Source organism: Streptococcus sp. CF4-3, assembly GCF_024295385.1.
GTDB lineage: Bacteria > Bacillota > Bacilli > Lactobacillales > Streptococcaceae > Streptococcus > Streptococcus infantis_I.
Genome location: NZ_JANCPN010000002.1, coordinates 100,136 through 115,706, shown reverse-complemented (window position 1 = coordinate 115,706; position 15,571 = coordinate 100,136). Strand labels below are relative to the sequence as shown.

11 protein-coding genes are annotated in these 15,571 nt (G+C 38.5%); 7 read left to right on the top strand and 4 right to left on the bottom strand.

Going from position 1 to position 15,571, the window contains the following annotated elements:
* Positions 1 to 77 precede the first annotated feature (77 nt).
* Positions 78 to 1,970, top strand: a complete 1,893-nt coding sequence (locus NML75_RS02025; RefSeq protein ID WP_254733612.1) for a DUF2207 domain-containing protein — start codon at positions 78 to 80, stop codon at positions 1,968 to 1,970.
* A 61-nt stretch (positions 1,971 to 2,031) separates the two neighbouring features.
* Complete coding sequence (locus NML75_RS02020; protein WP_254733611.1) at positions 2,032 to 2,877, top strand: undecaprenyl-diphosphate phosphatase; 846 nt, start codon at positions 2,032 to 2,034, stop codon at positions 2,875 to 2,877.
* A 34-nt stretch (positions 2,878 to 2,911) separates the two neighbouring features.
* Here NML75_RS02020 and dinB read toward each other — a convergent pair whose 3' ends face one another.
* A complete protein-coding gene (gene dinB / locus NML75_RS02015) occupies positions 2,912 to 3,973 on the bottom strand; it encodes a DNA polymerase IV (protein WP_254733610.1) in 1,062 nt (353 codons plus the stop codon).
* Positions 3,974 to 4,211: 238 nt separating this feature from the next.
* On the opposite strand from dinB, the gene pflB reads away from it, so the two are divergent.
* Entirely contained in the window at positions 4,212 to 6,527 is a 2,316-nt protein-coding gene (pflB, locus tag NML75_RS02010; RefSeq protein WP_004251975.1) for a formate C-acetyltransferase, read from the top strand.
* Positions 6,528 to 6,931: 404 nt separating this feature from the next.
* Complete coding sequence (locus NML75_RS02005; RefSeq protein WP_254733609.1) at positions 6,932 to 9,034, top strand: AAA family ATPase; 2,103 nt, start codon at positions 6,932 to 6,934, stop codon at positions 9,032 to 9,034.
* 59 nt (positions 9,035 to 9,093) lie between these two features.
* On the opposite strand, the gene NML75_RS02000 is transcribed toward NML75_RS02005, so the two are convergent.
* The gene (locus NML75_RS02000) at positions 9,094 to 9,576 is read right to left on the bottom strand and encodes an S-ribosylhomocysteine lyase (protein WP_004251981.1); all 483 of its coding nucleotides are present in this window, start codon (positions 9,574 to 9,576) and stop codon (positions 9,094 to 9,096) included.
* A 205-nt stretch (positions 9,577 to 9,781) separates the two neighbouring features.
* Here NML75_RS02000 and NML75_RS01995 point away from each other — a divergent pair, with 205 nt between their 5' ends.
* On the top strand, positions 9,782 to 11,758 hold the full coding sequence (locus tag NML75_RS01995) for a peptide ABC transporter substrate-binding protein (protein WP_254733608.1): 1,977 nt from the start codon (positions 9,782 to 9,784) through the stop codon (positions 11,756 to 11,758).
* A gap of 77 nt (positions 11,759 to 11,835) precedes the next feature.
* Here the strand turns inward: NML75_RS01995 and pbp1a are convergent, their stop codons facing one another.
* Both pbp1a and recU read right to left on the bottom strand, forming a co-directional pair.
* A complete protein-coding gene (gene pbp1a, locus NML75_RS01990) occupies positions 11,836 to 13,968 on the bottom strand; it encodes a penicillin-binding protein PBP1A (RefSeq protein WP_254733607.1) in 2,133 nt (710 codons plus the stop codon).
* Positions 13,961 to 14,560, bottom strand: a complete 600-nt coding sequence (gene recU / locus NML75_RS01985; RefSeq protein WP_254733606.1) for a Holliday junction resolvase RecU — start codon at positions 14,558 to 14,560, stop codon at positions 13,961 to 13,963. Before recU ends, pbp1a begins: the two co-directional genes overlap by 8 nt.
* 67 nt (positions 14,561 to 14,627) lie before the next feature.
* On the opposite strand from recU, the gene NML75_RS01980 reads away from it, so the two are divergent.
* Both NML75_RS01980 and gpsB read left to right on the top strand, forming a co-directional pair.
* Positions 14,628 to 15,155, top strand: coding sequence for a DUF1273 domain-containing protein (locus NML75_RS01980; protein ID WP_254733605.1), 528 nt, complete (start codon positions 14,628 to 14,630; stop codon positions 15,153 to 15,155).
* Positions 15,156 to 15,224: 69 nt separating this feature from the next.
* Positions 15,225 to 15,560 carry a cell division regulator GpsB gene (gpsB, locus tag NML75_RS01975; protein ID WP_006150353.1) on the top strand — a complete coding sequence of 112 codons (336 nt, stop codon included), beginning with the start codon at positions 15,225 to 15,227 and terminating at the stop codon, positions 15,558 to 15,560.
* The last annotated feature ends 11 nt before the right edge of the window (positions 15,561 to 15,571 follow it).

Genomic DNA, 15,571 nt, shown 5'->3' with positions numbered 1-15,571 from the left:
GTAAGATTTTCAATACAAGTAAACCTTAACTTCTAAAAAATGATATAATAGTGAAAAAACATGAAAGGGAGTGTAAAATGAAAAAGAGATGGCTTCTTGTTCTGGTATTTACCTGCTTGCTATTTGTACCTCGTCTAGTTTTTGCAGTAGACTTCGATATTCTATCCTATAAGGGTGATTTGAATATTCATGCAGATAATACAGCAGAATTTAGACAGAAGATAGTTTATCAGTTTGAGGAGGACTTTAAGGGCCAAATCGTGGGGCTTGGACGTGCTGGCAAGATGCCTAGCGGATTTTATATTGATCCTCAGCCAAAGGTTGAGGCATCTAAAAATGGTCATAAAATCGAAAATCTTATTAGCGAAGTGACAGAAGAAACGAATGGTTATACTGTTAAAGTCTATAATCCAGGTCAGGAAGGGGACAGGGTCGAAGTGGAACTTACCTGGCAATTGAAAAATCTTCTTTTTTTATATGATGATATCGCTGAATTAAATTGGCAACCCTTAACAGATAGTTCAGAATCTATTGAAAAATTTGAGTTTCATGTGATGGGAGATAATGGGGCCGAAAAACTCTTTTTCCACACAGGGCAACTCTATAGAGATGGAAGGATTGAACAGAGTGGTCATGACTATACTATTCGTTTAGACAATCTTCCGTCTAAGCGCGGAGTTGAGTTGCATGCCTACTGGCCTCGAACTGATTTTGCTAGCGCTACAGATCAGGGCTTAAAAGGAAATCGTTTAGAAGAGTTTAACAATATAGAAGAGTCGATTGTTAGAGAAAAAGATCAGAGTAAACAACTCGTTACTTGGGTATTTCCTTCAATACTTTCCATCTCCTTGTTATTGAGTATCTGCTTCTATTATATCTATAGAAGAAAAACCACTCCTTCAGTCGAATATGCTAAAAATCATCGTCTCTATGAACCGCCGATGGAATTAGAGCCTATGGTTTTATCAGAGACTGTCTACTCGACCTCCTTGGAGGAAGTGAGTCCTCTAACCAAAGGAGCAGGTAAATTCACCTTTGACCAACTTATTCAAGCTACCTTGTTAGATGTGATTGACCGTGGGAATGTCTCTATTATTTCAGAGGGAGACGCAGTTGGTTTGAGGCTGGTAAAAGAAGATGGTTTATCAAGCTTTGAAAAAGACTGCCTAAATCTGGCCTTTTCAGGCAAAAAAGAAACCACTCTTTCCGATTTGTTCGCAGATTACAAGGTATCTGACAGTCTTTATCGTGGAGCCAAAGCTGCTGATGAAAAACGGATTCAAACAAAAGGTCGTAAGCTCAAATATTCTTTTGAAAGATCATTGAAAGAGATGCAAGAAGGGGTCAAGGACCGAGTCGCTTTCTTGGGACTCCCAGATTACTATCGTCCTTTAACTGGTGTGGAAAAGGCCTTGCAAGTGGGTATGGGACTTTCTACTATCCTACCTCTATTTATCGGATTTGGTTTGTTTTTGTACAGTTTAGATGTTCATGCTTATTTTTACCTCCCTTTGTCAGTACTTGGTTTTCTAGGTTTAGTTTTGGCTGTTTTCTATTATTGGAAGCTTCGACTAGATAATCGTGATGGTGTTCTAAATGAAGTAGGAGCGGAGGTCTATTATCTTTGGACGAGTTTTGAAAATATGTTACGTGAGATTGCACGACTGGATCAGGCTGAATTGGAAAGTATTGTTGTTTGGAATCGTCTATTAGTGTACGCAACTTTGTTTGGATATGCTGACAAGGTTAGTCATTTGATGAAGGTTCACCAGATCAAAGTTGAAAATCCAGATATCAATCTCTATGTAGCCTATGGTTGGCATAGTATATTTTACCATTCAACAGCGCAAATGAGCCATTACGCCAGTGTCGCAAATACAGCAAGTACCTTTTCTGTATCATCCGGAAGCGGTAGCTCTGGTGGTGGTTTCTCAGGCGGTGGCGGTGGTGGAAGTGTTGGTGCTTTCTAAAGAAAACTCAACACAGCCTTTAAAAGTATGATATAATGGAGGATAGAAAAAGGAGTAATCTATGTATTTTTTTGAAATTTTAAAATCAATCTTTTTTGGTATTGTTGAAGGAATTACGGAATGGTTGCCGATTTCAAGTACTGGTCACTTGATTTTAGCGGAAGAATTCGTAAAATATAAAGACCAAACTGAAGCTTTCAAGTCTTTGTTTAACGTAGTCATTCAACTTGGTGCCATCTTTGCAGTTGTGGTTATCTACTTTAATAAACTTAATCCTTTCAAACCAGGTAAGGATAAAGTTCAAGTTCGTAGAACTTGGCAGTTATGGTCCAAAGTTTTTGTGGCGACTCTTCCTCTTCTCTTAGTCTTTAAGTTTGATGATTGGTTTGATACCTATTTCCATAACAAGGTTTCAGTAGCCGTTATGTTGATTGTTTATGGGGTTGCCTTTATCTATCTTGAAAAACGTAACAAAGCGCAAGCGATTGAGCCAACAGTTACTGAGTTAGATAAATTACCTTATAAAACAGCCCTCTATATTGGATTTTTCCAAGTTTTGTCCCTTTTACCAGGAACTAGTCGTTCTGGTGCCACAATCATTGGTGGTTTGTTAAACGGTACTAGTCGTTCAGTGGTGACAGAATTTACCTTCTATTTAGGAATTCCAGTTATGTTTGGAGCCAGCGCTTTGAAGATTTTTAAATTCATCAAGGCTGGAGAAGTCTTGAGTTTTGGTCAATTCTTCTTGCTCTTGGTAGCAATGGTAGTGGCTTTTGCAGTCAGCATGGTTGCCATTCGTTTCTTGACCAGCTATGTCAAAAAACACGACTTTACAGTGTTTGGTAAATACCGTATTGTACTCGGTAGTGTGTTACTACTTTATAGCTTTGTTCGATTATTTGTATAAGAAAAAACCTTGAGGGTAGATTCCTTCAAGGTTTTTAAAATCCAGTCACAGTGACTCCTAATAAACGGACTCCCTTGTCTTTATCACTCAGTGTTTCGTAGAGTTGGATAATACTTTGAGCAATTTTTTCAGAGTCTTGTGTTTGTTGATTCAGTGTTTTTCGTTTTGTCAAAGTAGAAAAGTCAGCATAGCGGATTTTCAAAATGACGATCTTACCACTTTTTTCATATTTTTGAAGACTAAGAGCAACTTTTTCCGAAAGGAGAGTTAGCTCTTTTTTAATATCTTCATCTAGACTTAGAATCTTACTGTAAGTTTTTTCTTTACCAATAGACTTACGGATACGATTTGATTTGACAGGAGAGTTATCTATACCTCGAGCCTTACGATATAGATCAAAGCCAAGTCTTCCGAAACGATCAATGAGAGTGATTTCAGAAATCTCTAAAAGGTCAGTACCTGTATATACACCCATTTGATGGAGTTTTTCAACTGTTTTCTTGCCCACACCGTGGAATTTAGCGATATCCATTTGTTTGAGAAAATCTTCAGCTTCATCAGGAAGAATGACTGTCAAACCACGAGGCTTTTGATAGTCACTTGCCATTTTAGCTAAAAATTTATTGTATGATACACCAGCAGAAGCTGTTAATTGTAATTCATTCCAGATATCCTGCTGAATTAAACGAGCAATTTTAACAGCAGATTTGATACCAAGCTTGTTTTCAGTTACATCTAGATAAGCTTCATCGATACTCATAGGTTCAATTTTATCCGTATATCGTTTAAAAATAGCTCGAATCTGTTGGCCAACAGTAGTATATTTTTCGTAGTTCCCAGAAATAAAAATAGCTTGAGGACAGCGTTCATAAGCTTCTTTAGAACTCATAGCTGAGTGAATGCCGAATGCTCTGGCTTCATAACTACAGGTTGAAACAACACCCCGACCACCTGTTTTCCTAGGGTCGCTACCAATAATAACGGGTTTGCCTTTAAGTTTAGGATTGTCACGAATTTCTACAGCAGCAAAAAAGGCATCCATGTCAATATGGATAATTTTACGGGATAAATCATTCATCAGTGGAAATATCAGCATGAAATGGCCTTTCTTTAGTAGTTTTTCTAGCCTTATTATACCTTTTTTCTGAAAAAATAGGAAATAGCTAATTATTTTTCAAAAATATACTACAGTTTGTACTAAAATAACAACTGTATTATAAAAGAAAGTGTTGAAAAATAGTAATTTCACTTGTTGAAATCGTTTACTGTGTGTTATACTGAATACATGAATGTAACAGATTACTGTTACTAGAAAGATAAAAGAGGACATTAACATGGTTGTTAAGACAGTTGTTGAAGCACAGGACATTTTTGACAAAGCCTGGGAAGGCTTTAAAGGTGTTGACTGGAAAGAAAAAGCAAGTGTATCACGCTTTGTACAAGCTAACTACACACCTTATGATGGAGACGAAAGCTTCCTTGCAGGACCAACAGAGCGTTCACTTCACATCAAAAAAATCGTAGAAGAAACTAAAGCACACTACGAAGAAACTCGTTTCCCAATGGACACTCGTCCAACGTCTATCGCTGACATCCCTGCAGGATTCATCGACAAAGAAAACGAAGTTATCTTTGGTATCCAAAATGACGAACTCTTCAAATTGAACTTCATGCCAAAAGGTGGTATCCGTATGGCTGAAACTACTTTGAAAGAAAATGGATACGAGCCAGACCCAGCTGTTCACGAAATTTTCACAAAATATGTAACAACTGTTAACGACGGTATCTTCCGTGCTTACACTTCAAACATCCGTCGTGCTCGCCACGCTCACACTGTAACTGGTCTTCCAGATGCATACTCACGTGGACGTATCATCGGTGTTTATGCGCGTCTTGCTCTTTACGGTGCAGACTACTTGATGCAAGAAAAAGTGAACGATTGGAACTCAATCGAAGAAATCGATGAAGAAACAATCCGTCTTCGTGAAGAAATCAACCTTCAATATCAAGCATTGCAACAAGTTGTACGCTTGGGTGATCTTTACGGAGTTGACGTTCGCAAACCAGCGATGAACGTTAAAGAAGCTATCCAATGGGTAAACATTGCCTTCATGGCTGTCTGCCGTGTTATCAACGGTGCAGCTACATCTCTAGGACGTGTGCCAATCGTATTGGATATCTACGCAGAACGTGACCTTGCTCGTGGTACATTTACTGAATCAGAAATCCAAGAATTTATTGATGATTTCGTTATGAAACTTCGTACAGTTAAATTTGCTCGTACAAAAGCTTATGACCAATTGTACTCAGGTGACCCAACCTTCATCACAACTTCTATGGCTGGTATGGGTAACGACGGTCGTCACCGTGTTACTAAAATGGACTACCGTTTCTTGAACACTCTTGATAACATCGGTAACTCTCCAGAACCAAACTTGACAGTTCTTTGGACTGACAAGTTGCCATACAACTTCCGTCGCTACTGTATGCACATGAGTCACAAACACTCTTCAATCCAATACGAAGGTGTTACAACAATGGCTAAAGATGGATATGGTGAAATGAGCTGTATCTCATGTTGTGTGTCTCCACTTGACCCAGAAAACGAAGAACAACGTCACAACATCCAGTACTTCGGTGCTCGCGTTAACGTTCTTAAAGCTCTCCTTACTGGTTTGAACGGTGGTTACGACGATGTTCATAAAGACTACAAAGTATTTGACATCGAACCAATCCGCGACGAAGTTCTTGAATTCGAATCAGTTAAAGCAAACTTTGAAAAATCTCTTGACTGGTTGACTGACACTTACGTAGATGCTTTGAACATCATCCACTACATGACTGATAAGTACAACTACGAAGCTGTTCAAATGGCCTTCTTGCCAACTAAACAACGTGCTAACATGGGATTCGGTATCTGTGGATTTGCTAACACTGTTGATACATTGTCAGCTATCAAGTACGCTACAGTTAAACCAATCCGTGACGAAAATGGCTACATCTACGATTACGAAACAATCGGTGAATACCCACGTTGGGGTGAAGATGACCCACGTTCAAACGAATTGGCAGAATGGTTGATCGAAGCTTACACAACTCGTCTACGTAGCCACAAACTTTACAAAGACGCAGAAGCTACTGTATCACTTTTGACAATCACATCTAACGTTGCTTACTCTAAACAAACTGGTAACTCACCAGTCCACAAAGGTGTATACCTCAACGAAGATGGTTCTGTGAACTTGTCTAAACTTGAATTCTTCTCACCAGGTGCTAACCCATCTAACAAAGCTAAAGGTGGATGGTTGCAAAACTTGAACTCACTTGCTAGCCTTGACTTTGGTTATGCAGCTGATGGTATCTCATTGACAACTCAAGTTTCACCACGTGCTCTTGGTAAAACTCGTGACGAACAAGTTGATAACTTGGTAACAATCCTTGATGGTTACTTCGAAAACGGTGGACAACACGTTAACTTGAACGTTATGGACTTGAACGATGTTTACGAAAAGATCATGTCAGGTGAAGACGTAATCGTACGTATCTCTGGATACTGTGTAAACACTAAATACCTCACTCCAGAACAAAAAACTGAATTAACACAACGTGTCTTCCACGAAGTTCTTTCAATGGATGATGCATTGAGCTAAGATTTATAAATAGTAAATCAAAAACCAGTCACTCTGACTGGTTTTTTTGTTATAAAATTTTTTAAAAAAAATTAGTCAAATTTGGTCAAACCTCTTGACTAAAACTGACCAAAGTGATATACTAAGAACATAAGGATAAGGAAAGTCCTTAGAAAACCTTGATTTTAAGATGATTGTATATACTATCTTAAGATCAAAGTATGGGTAAAACCTAGAAAAGAGGTACAACCTATGGTTAACATTAGTATTTTTAGAAGTCCAATCGAAAAACCTGTATTGGATAAAGAAAAACCTGAAATTATACGTAGAGTAGCAAATAGCTAGTCTAAATTTTTTGAAACAAAGGTCAGAGAAAGTCAAATTATTTTGACTAAGTAAATTTGAAAACAAACGAGGTATGAAATATGAATAACAACTTTAATAACTTTAACAACATGGATGATTTATTTAACCAATTGATGGGCGGTATGCGTGGATACAGTTCAGAAAATCGTCGTTACTTGATTAACGGCCGTGAAGTAACACCTGAAGAATTCGCTATTTATCGTCAAACCGGTCAACTTCCAAGCGAAGGAAGTGAACAAGCTCAGTACGTTCAAGGTAAAGGTATGAAACAAGATGGGATTCTTGCAAAACTTGGACGTAACTTAACAGCAGAAGCTCGTGAAGGGAAGTTGGACCCAGTGATTGGACGTAATAAAGAAATCCAAGAAACTTCTGAAATTCTTTCTCGTCGCACAAAGAATAATCCAGTTCTTGTCGGTGATGCTGGTGTTGGTAAAACTGCAGTAGTAGAAGGATTGGCCCAAGCTATCGTGAACGGTGACGTTCCTGCAGCTATCAAGAATAAAGAGATCATCTCGATTGATATTTCTGGACTTGAAGCTGGTACTCAATACCGTGGTAGCTTTGAAGAAAACATTCAAAACTTGGTAAACGAAGTCAAAGAAGCTGGGAATATTATCCTTTTCTTCGACGAAATTCACCAAATTCTTGGTGCTGGTAGCACAGGTGATGGTCAAGGGTCTAAAGGTCTTGCTGATATCTTGAAACCAGCTCTTTCACGTGGGGAATTGACAGTGATTGGGGCAACAACTCAAGATGAATACCGTAATACCATCTTGAAAAATGCAGCCCTTGCTCGTCGTTTTAATGAAGTAAAAGTTAATGCTCCATCTGCTGAAGATACTTTCAAGATTCTTCAAGGTATTCGAGATCTTTATCAACAACACCACAATGTTATTTTGCCAGATGAAGTCTTGAAAGCTGCCGTTGATTACTCTGTTCAATATATTCCACAACGTAGCTTGCCGGATAAGGCTATTGACCTTGTGGATGTGACAGCTGCTCACTTGGCAGCACAACACCCAGTTACAGATGTACATGCAGTTGAGCACGAAATTCAAGCGGAAAAAACTAAACAAGAAGAAGCTGCGGCTAAAGAAGATTACGAAGCAGCTCTAAATGCAAAAGTCCGTATCGAAGAGCTTGAAAAGCAAATTGCTAATCATACAGAAGATCACAAGGTTACAGCTACTGTAAATGATGTAGCTGAGTCTGTAGAACGTATGACTGGTATCCCAGTATCACAAATGGGTGCAACCGATATCGAACGATTGAAAGATATGGGGCACCGTTTGCAAACTAAAGTTATCGGTCAAGATAAGGCTGTTGAAGCAGTAGCAAAAGCTATCCGTCGGAACCGTGCTGGTTTTGATGAAGGTAACCGTCCAATCGGTAGCTTCCTCTTTGTAGGACCTACTGGTGTTGGTAAAACTGAGTTGGCTAAACAATTAGCTCTTGATATGTTCGGTACTAAAGATGCCATCATCCGTTTAGATATGTCAGAATATAGCGACCGTACAGCCGTATCTAAATTGATTGGTACAACTGCAGGTTATGTTGGATACGATGACAACAACAATACCTTGACAGAACGTGTTCGCCGCAATCCATACTCAATCGTACTTTTGGATGAGATTGAAAAGGCTGACCCTCAAGTCATCACTCTTCTTCTCCAAGTTTTGGACGATGGTCGTTTGACAGATGGTCAAGGTAACACTGTCAACTTCAAGAATACGGTGATTATCGCAACTTCAAACGCAGGCTTTGGTTACGAAGCTAACTTGACAGAAGATGCTGATAAACCAGAACTTATGGATCGTTTGAAACCTTACTTCCGCCCAGAATTCTTGAACCGTTTCAATGCTGTCATCGAATTCTCACACTTGAGCAAAGAAGATCTTTCTAAGATTGTAGACCTTATGTTGGTTGAAGTTAACAAGACGCTTTCTAAGAAAGACATTGACTTGGTAGTGAGCGAAGCTGCTAAAGAATACATGACTGAAGAAGGCTACGATGAAGTCATGGGTGTTCGTCCACTCCGTCGTGTGGTTGAACAACAAATCCGTGACAAAGTCACAGACTTCCACTTGGATAACCTTGAGGCTAAACACCTAGAAGCTGACATGGAAGATGGTGTTTTGGTCATTCGTGAAAAAGCCTAAATCAAGATTTAGAAAATAAAAAAAGGAACCAGTTCAAAAGCTGGTTTCTTTTTTTATTATTAGATGACATGACGTTCAAAGGCATCGTCTGAGATTCCTTGTTGGAGAATCAATTTTGCCCATTCCTTAGCAGAAAAGAGGCTGTGATCCTTGTAGTTTCCACAAGATTCAATAGTTGTTCCTGGGACATCTTCCCAAGTTGTTGTTTCAGCGATTTCCTTCAGTGAATCCTTGATGACAGCTGCGATTTCAGCGCTAGAATGACGTCCCCACATAATCATATGGAACCCTGTACGACAACCAAATGGTGAACAATCGATCATACCGTCGATGCGAGTACGGATTAGCTTAGCCAAGAGGTGCTCAATAGTATGAAGTCCAGCAGTAGGGATAGAGTCCTCATTTGGTTGAACCAAGCGGATATCAAAGTTAGAAATGATATCTCCTTTCGGTCCAGTCTCTTCTCCAATCAAGCGGACATAAGGTGCTTTTACAATCGTATGATCTAGTTCAAAACTTTCAACAATAACTTCTTTTGACATGGTATTTCCTTTCAACTTTCTTCTTTCATTATATCATAAAGATATAGTTGATAAATGTCAATGATTGAGATTTTCCTAAAAAGATTTTCATATTAGTAATAGAGGAAGAAAATATTTTCAAATCAATTTGAAAAATTCTGAAAATTGTATTGACACTGAGCTAAAAAGGGATTATAATGTATAAAAAGTCATAAAGGAGTTTATTATGAAATTATCAAAAGTAATGGCCTTAGCAGGAGTGACTCTGTTAGCGTCAGGTGTTTTGGCAGCTTGTTCAGGTTCGAGCGCAAAAGGTGGAAATACGTTTTCTTACATTTATGAAACTGACCCAGATAACCTCAACTATTTGACAACAGGTAAGGCTGCAACTGCTAATATCACTAGTAACGTCATTGACGGTTTGATGGAAAATGACCGCTATGGAAACTTTGTGCCATCTATGGCAGAAGACTGGTCAGTATCTAAAGATGGTTTGACTTACACTTATACAATCCGTAAAGATGCCAAGTGGTACACTTCTGAGGGTGAAGAGTATGCTGCTGTGAAAGCTCAAGACTTTGTAACAGGTCTTAAATATGCAGCTGACAATAAATCAGAAGCCCTTTATCTCGTCCAAGATTCTATTAAGGGTCTTGATGCATATGTGAAAGGTGAAGTTAAAGACTTCTCAGAAGTTGGAATTAAGGCAATTGATGATCAGACAGTTCAATACACTTTGAACAAACCAGAAAGCTTCTGGAACTCTAAGACAACTATGGGTGTTCTTGCACCGGTCAATGAAGAATTTCTTACTTCAAAAGGAAGTGACTTTGCCAAAGCAACAGATCCAAGCAGTATCCTTTATAACGGTCCTTACTTGTTGAAATCAGTGGTAGCTAAATCTTCAGTAGAATTCGAAAAGAATCCAAACTACTGGGATAAGGACAATGTTCATATTGATAAAGTAAAACTATCATTCTGGGATGGTCAAGATACAAATAAACCTGCAGAAACCTTTAAGGCTGGTGGTTTCTCAACGGCTCGTCTTTTCCCAACAAGTGCGAGTTATCCTGAAGTTGAAAAAGAGTTTAAGGATAACATTGTATATACACCACAAGATTCTTCAACTTACTTAATCGGTACTAATATTGATCGCCAGTCTTATAAATATACTTCTAAGACTACAGACGAACAAAAAACTTCTACTAAGAAAGCTCTCCTTAACAAAGACTTCCGTCAAGCGATTGCCTTCGGTATTGATAGAACAGCTTATACTTCTCAAATCAATGGAGAAAGTGGAGCAAGCAAACTTCTTCGTAACTTGTTCGTACCACCAACATTTGTTCAAGCAGATGGTAAAAACTTTGGTGACTTAGTTAAAGAAAAATTGGTGACCTATGGTGACGAGTGGAAAGATGTTAACCTAGACGATGCTCAAGACGGTCTTTACAGTCCAGAAAAAGCAAAAGCAGAATTTGCTAAAGCTAAGACAGCTCTCCAAGCAGAAGGTGTTCAATTCCCAATTCACTTGGATATGCCGGTTGACCAAACAAGTACTACAAAAGTACAACGTGTTCAATCATTGAAACAATCACTTGAAGCAACATTAGGAACTGATAACGTAGTCGTTGATATCCAACAACTTCAAAAAGATGAAGTTCTCAATGTTACCTACCATGCAGAATCAGCTGCTGGGGAAGATTGGGACCTTTCAGATAACGTTGGTTGGACTCCAGACTTTGCAGACCCATCTACTTACCTTGATATTATCAAACCATCAGTCGGTGAAAACACTAAAACTTACCTAGGATTTGATGCAGGTACAAACAACGCTGCTGCCAAACAAGTTGGTTTGGAAGACTACGAAAAGATGGTTGTTGAAGCTGGAAATGAAAACACTGACGTTTCAAAACGTTATGACAAATATGCTGCAGCTCAAGCTTGGTTGACAGATAGCGCTTTGATTATTCCAACATCTTCTCAAACTGGACGTCCAATGTTGTCTAAGATGGTACCATTTACGCTTCCATTTGCTTACTCAGGTAACAAGGGAACAACTGAACCTCTCTTGTACAAATACCTTGAACTTCAAGATAAACCAGTAACTGCTGATGAATATCAAAAAGCTCAAGATAAATGGAAGAAGGAAAAAGAAGAATCTAATAAAAAAGCGCAAGAAGATCTTGCAAACCATGTAAAATAAAAGAAGATGGAGTTAGTGATTAACTCCATCTTTTGGTAAATAAAAACCTAGGAAGATGTTTCCTAGGTTTTTATTGATTATTGTTGTCTTTGAGAATTTTGATTTTGTGGAGGATTTTGATTTGTATTTGGAGCAGTTGGGTTCTGTGCGGTATTTGGATTAGTCGTTTCAACAACTGAAGTTGGATTTTCGGTCGTTGTAGTAGCAGCTTCTGTTGTGGCTTGTTGGGTAGTTTGAGGAATCCAGTTGCTACGAGCTCCATTTTTGAATATATAGTCACCACTACGGTATAGCCCATCAGGCATTGTCCAATCACCTGGGTTATCATCCTCTGAGAGATATGCCATCATTGAGCGGTAGATGTTTGCAGCTACTCTAAATCCATCTCCTACGATTGGAGTGAGACGGTTTGAATAACCGGTCCAAACGGCCATTGAATATTTACGGGTATATCCTACAAAATTTTCATCAGGTGTGACATAATCGTATCTCTTAATGTAATTTTCAATTTCATCATCTGTATAGTTTGATGTACCTGTCTTACCTGCTTGAGGAAGCCATGAAATATAAGCATCTCGACCTATACCAGAGTATAATACTGTTTTCATCATTTCTGTCATCATATAGGCAGTTGTTTCTTTCATAGCGCGAGTACCTTGATCAGAGAACTCTTTTGAACTACCGTCACTGAAGACAATTTTATTGATGTACATTGGTTTATAATAGATACCACCGTTAGCGAAAGCAGCATAGGCAGCAGCCATTTTCTCACTACTTGCACCGTACTGTTTACCTGATTCGGTCGTATTACTTGAAATTGCGTTTGCATATACCATGGTTGGATAATCAATGCCTAAACCATTTAGGAAACCTTTTGCTTTATCGAGTCCAACTCTATCGAGAGTTTCAACGGCTGGTACGTTACGAGATTGTTGGATAGCAGTTTGAAGGGTAATATTACCATAATACCCCCTATCCCAGTTATAAACAGGAATGTTAGTGCCTGGATAGTTGTACGGAACATCCTTCAGCATGTAGGCAGTAGAGTCATAAATGCCATATTCTAATGCAGGGGCATAGTCTGTGATTGGTTTCATGGTAGAACCCCAGTCACGGTTGGTTTCAACGGCTTGGTTAATACCGAAAGATACGTTACTAGCTTGGTGACGAGAACCAAGCTGTGCGATGACTTTGCCATTTGTAACGTCAACGATAGTAGAAGCAGCCTGGATTTCATCATCAGGATAATTTACATACTCATCAGTATTGTAAACATCCCAGAGTCGTTTTTGAACGTCTTGGTCCACGTTAGTATAGACATCCATACCAGTAGTTAAAAGATTGTAACCTGTTTCGTTTTCAACTTGTTCAATGACTTCTTTGAGGTAATTGTCTAAATATGGAGGATAACTGTTGCTACTTTTGAGGCTTTGTAAACCATCAGTGATTGGTGTGTTGATAGCTGTTTCGTATTGCTCAGCTGTCAGATAACCTTGTTTTTGCATCTCTGATAGGACTAGATTACGACGTTCTGTAGCTTCTTCTGGATGGGAATAAGGATCGTATTGGTTCGGTGCTTGAGGCATGCCAGCGAGCAGTGCAAGTTGTGGAATAGATAAGTCTTTTAAATCTTTACCATAGTAGTTTTGCGCAGCAGTCTGCATACCATAGTTACCATTTGACATGTATACTTTATTGATGTAATATGTCAAAATTTCTTGTTTGGTTGCAGTTCTTTCTAGCTGGATGGCTAACCATGCTTCTTGGGCCTTACGAGAGATAGTTTGATCTGACGAAGATGTTGAGAAATATGTTAATTTAATCAACTGCTGGGTCAAGGTTGAACCACCTTGAAGACCGTTGCTTCGAAGATTTCGTAAGAAGGCGCCCATGATACGGATGCTATCAATCCCTCTGTGGTTGAAAAAACGATGGTCTTCAATAGAGACAATTGCATTAACAAGATTTGTTGGAATTTCACTACTTTGAGCATTTACACGACGCTCCGCACCTAAGTCTGCAATCAATTCATTTTTACTGTCGTAAATTTTACTTGAAGTTGTTGCGACTAGTTTGCTTTCCGTAAGTTCAGGCGCTTTAGATGCATAATAGAAGAAGACACTTCCACCGATTAGTATCGAAGCGATAAAGGCAGCTAAGATTCCAATTCCTAGATATTTAGCAATGCGCCAGATAAGTTGTTTATTCATTTGTTTTACCACCTAGTAAATGTTGTTTGACGATATCGAGATAAGGTATTTGAGGAAAGGCTTGTTGTTCAATTACAAAACCGTGCTCTCGAATATAATCAAGCGGCATTGATTTTTTCCCCATATCCTGACGATAAAAACGGATGAGGTCAATTGCCGGTAATAAATACGTTTCCTGATAAGAAGAAAAATGGATTAAGACGAAGCAAATTCCTTTTTGTTCAAGGACCTGTTCCATATGCTGAATCTGATGAGAATGAAAGTTCTTCATCGGAAAAGCTCTTTTTTGTTTAGTTTCCTTGGCTTCGAAATCGATATAAAATCCTTCATAAACACCCGAGTAGTCAGTTGTTGATGCCTGTCTAAAATAGGCTTCGACAATTTTAGCACGACTACGCTGAGGATAGTCGACTCGTACAATTTGAATCGGGGTTGGCTTTTTATGAATGACTGCCATTCCATGTGATAGATAGTAGTCATTGGTAGCATTAATCATCTTTTCAAAGCTCATACCTCGATTTGCGAAATTTTTAGTTTGAGGTAGAGAAGTTTTGCTTGGTTTAGATGAAAGTTTATGTGGATAGTTGACCATAGTCCTCCTTATTGGTACAATAACATCACTCTATTATACCACAAAGGTCAACAGAAAGGGTGAAAAAATGCATACAGCCTTGGTTTTGGGATACTCAGCTTTTGATTTGGGATTATTTAATGAAAAGGATGTTCGTTTAAAAATTATCAAAAAAGCTATTCGTAGAGATTTGGAAAGAATGGTTGAGGAAGGCCTGAAATGGCTCGTTTTTACGGGGACTCTTGGTTTTGAACATTGGGTTTTAGAAGTCGCCAAGGAAATGAAAGAAGACTATGGATTTCAACTAGCGACTATTTTTGACTTTGAGACACATGGTTCGAATTGGAATGAAGCTAATCAGATCAAATTGAGTGATTTTAAACAGGTCGATTTTGTCAAATATGCCTATCCAACTTATGAGCACAAAGGCCAATTGAGAGATTATCAGATTTTTTTACTCGAAAATACGGATGGCGCCTATATTTTTTACGACGAAGATAACGAAACAAAAATGAGATTTTTTTACGAACTGATGAAAAAGAAAGACAACTATATGACAAAAATATTAACATTTGAGGATTTAAATGAAGTGGCCGAAAATTTTTCCGAAAATTGAGGCTTTGACCTTGCTTTTTGTTTGCTTTTTTTTATATAATAATACTAGTAACTGAGAATGGAGAGAGACATGGCAAGTATTATTTTTACAGCAAAGGATATTTTTGAGCAGGATTTCGGAAGAGAAGTACGTGGATACAGTAAAGCAGAGGTAGATGAATTCTTAGATGACGTTATCAAGGACTATGAAACCTATGCAGCGTTGGTTAAATCACTACGTTTGGAAGTCGCAGAATTGAAAGAGCAATTGGCGAACAAACCTCAGGCGGCACCTGTATCTGTAACGTCTGAACCTGCTGAGCTTGGAAGTACGACTTCTATGACTAATTTTGATATCCTGAAACGCTTGAATCGTCTTGAAAAAGAAGTATTTGGCAAACAAATCGTAGAAAATTCTGATTTCTAAGAATCATACAG

What these genes read in the sequence shown, in the direction of transcription:
- pflB (WP_004251975.1), top strand. Translation starts at nt 4,212, where the DNA reads ATGGTTGTTAAGACAGTTGTTGAAGCACAGGACATTTTTGACAAAGCC.
- NML75_RS01980 (WP_254733605.1), top strand. Translation starts at nt 14,628, where the DNA reads ATGCATACAGCCTTGGTTTTGGGATACTCAGCTTTTGATTTGGGATTA.
- gpsB (WP_006150353.1), top strand. Translation starts at nt 15,225, where the DNA reads ATGGCAAGTATTATTTTTACAGCAAAGGATATTTTTGAGCAGGATTTC.
- pbp1a (WP_254733607.1), bottom strand. Translation starts at nt 13,968, where the DNA reads ATGAATAAACAACTTATCTGGCGCATTGCTAAATATCTAGGAATTGGA.
- recU (WP_254733606.1), bottom strand. Translation starts at nt 14,560, where the DNA reads ATGGTCAACTATCCACATAAACTTTCATCTAAACCAAGCAAAACTTCT.
- NML75_RS02025 (WP_254733612.1), top strand. Translation starts at nt 78, where the DNA reads ATGAAAAAGAGATGGCTTCTTGTTCTGGTATTTACCTGCTTGCTATTT.
- NML75_RS02000 (WP_004251981.1), bottom strand. Translation starts at nt 9,576, where the DNA reads ATGTCAAAAGAAGTTATTGTTGAAAGTTTTGAACTAGATCATACGATT.
- dinB (WP_254733610.1), bottom strand. Translation starts at nt 3,973, where the DNA reads ATGCTGATATTTCCACTGATGAATGATTTATCCCGTAAAATTATCCAT.
- NML75_RS02005 (WP_254733609.1), top strand. Translation starts at nt 6,932, where the DNA reads ATGAATAACAACTTTAATAACTTTAACAACATGGATGATTTATTTAAC.
- NML75_RS01995 (WP_254733608.1), top strand. Translation starts at nt 9,782, where the DNA reads ATGAAATTATCAAAAGTAATGGCCTTAGCAGGAGTGACTCTGTTAGCG.
- NML75_RS02020 (WP_254733611.1), top strand. Translation starts at nt 2,032, where the DNA reads ATGTATTTTTTTGAAATTTTAAAATCAATCTTTTTTGGTATTGTTGAA.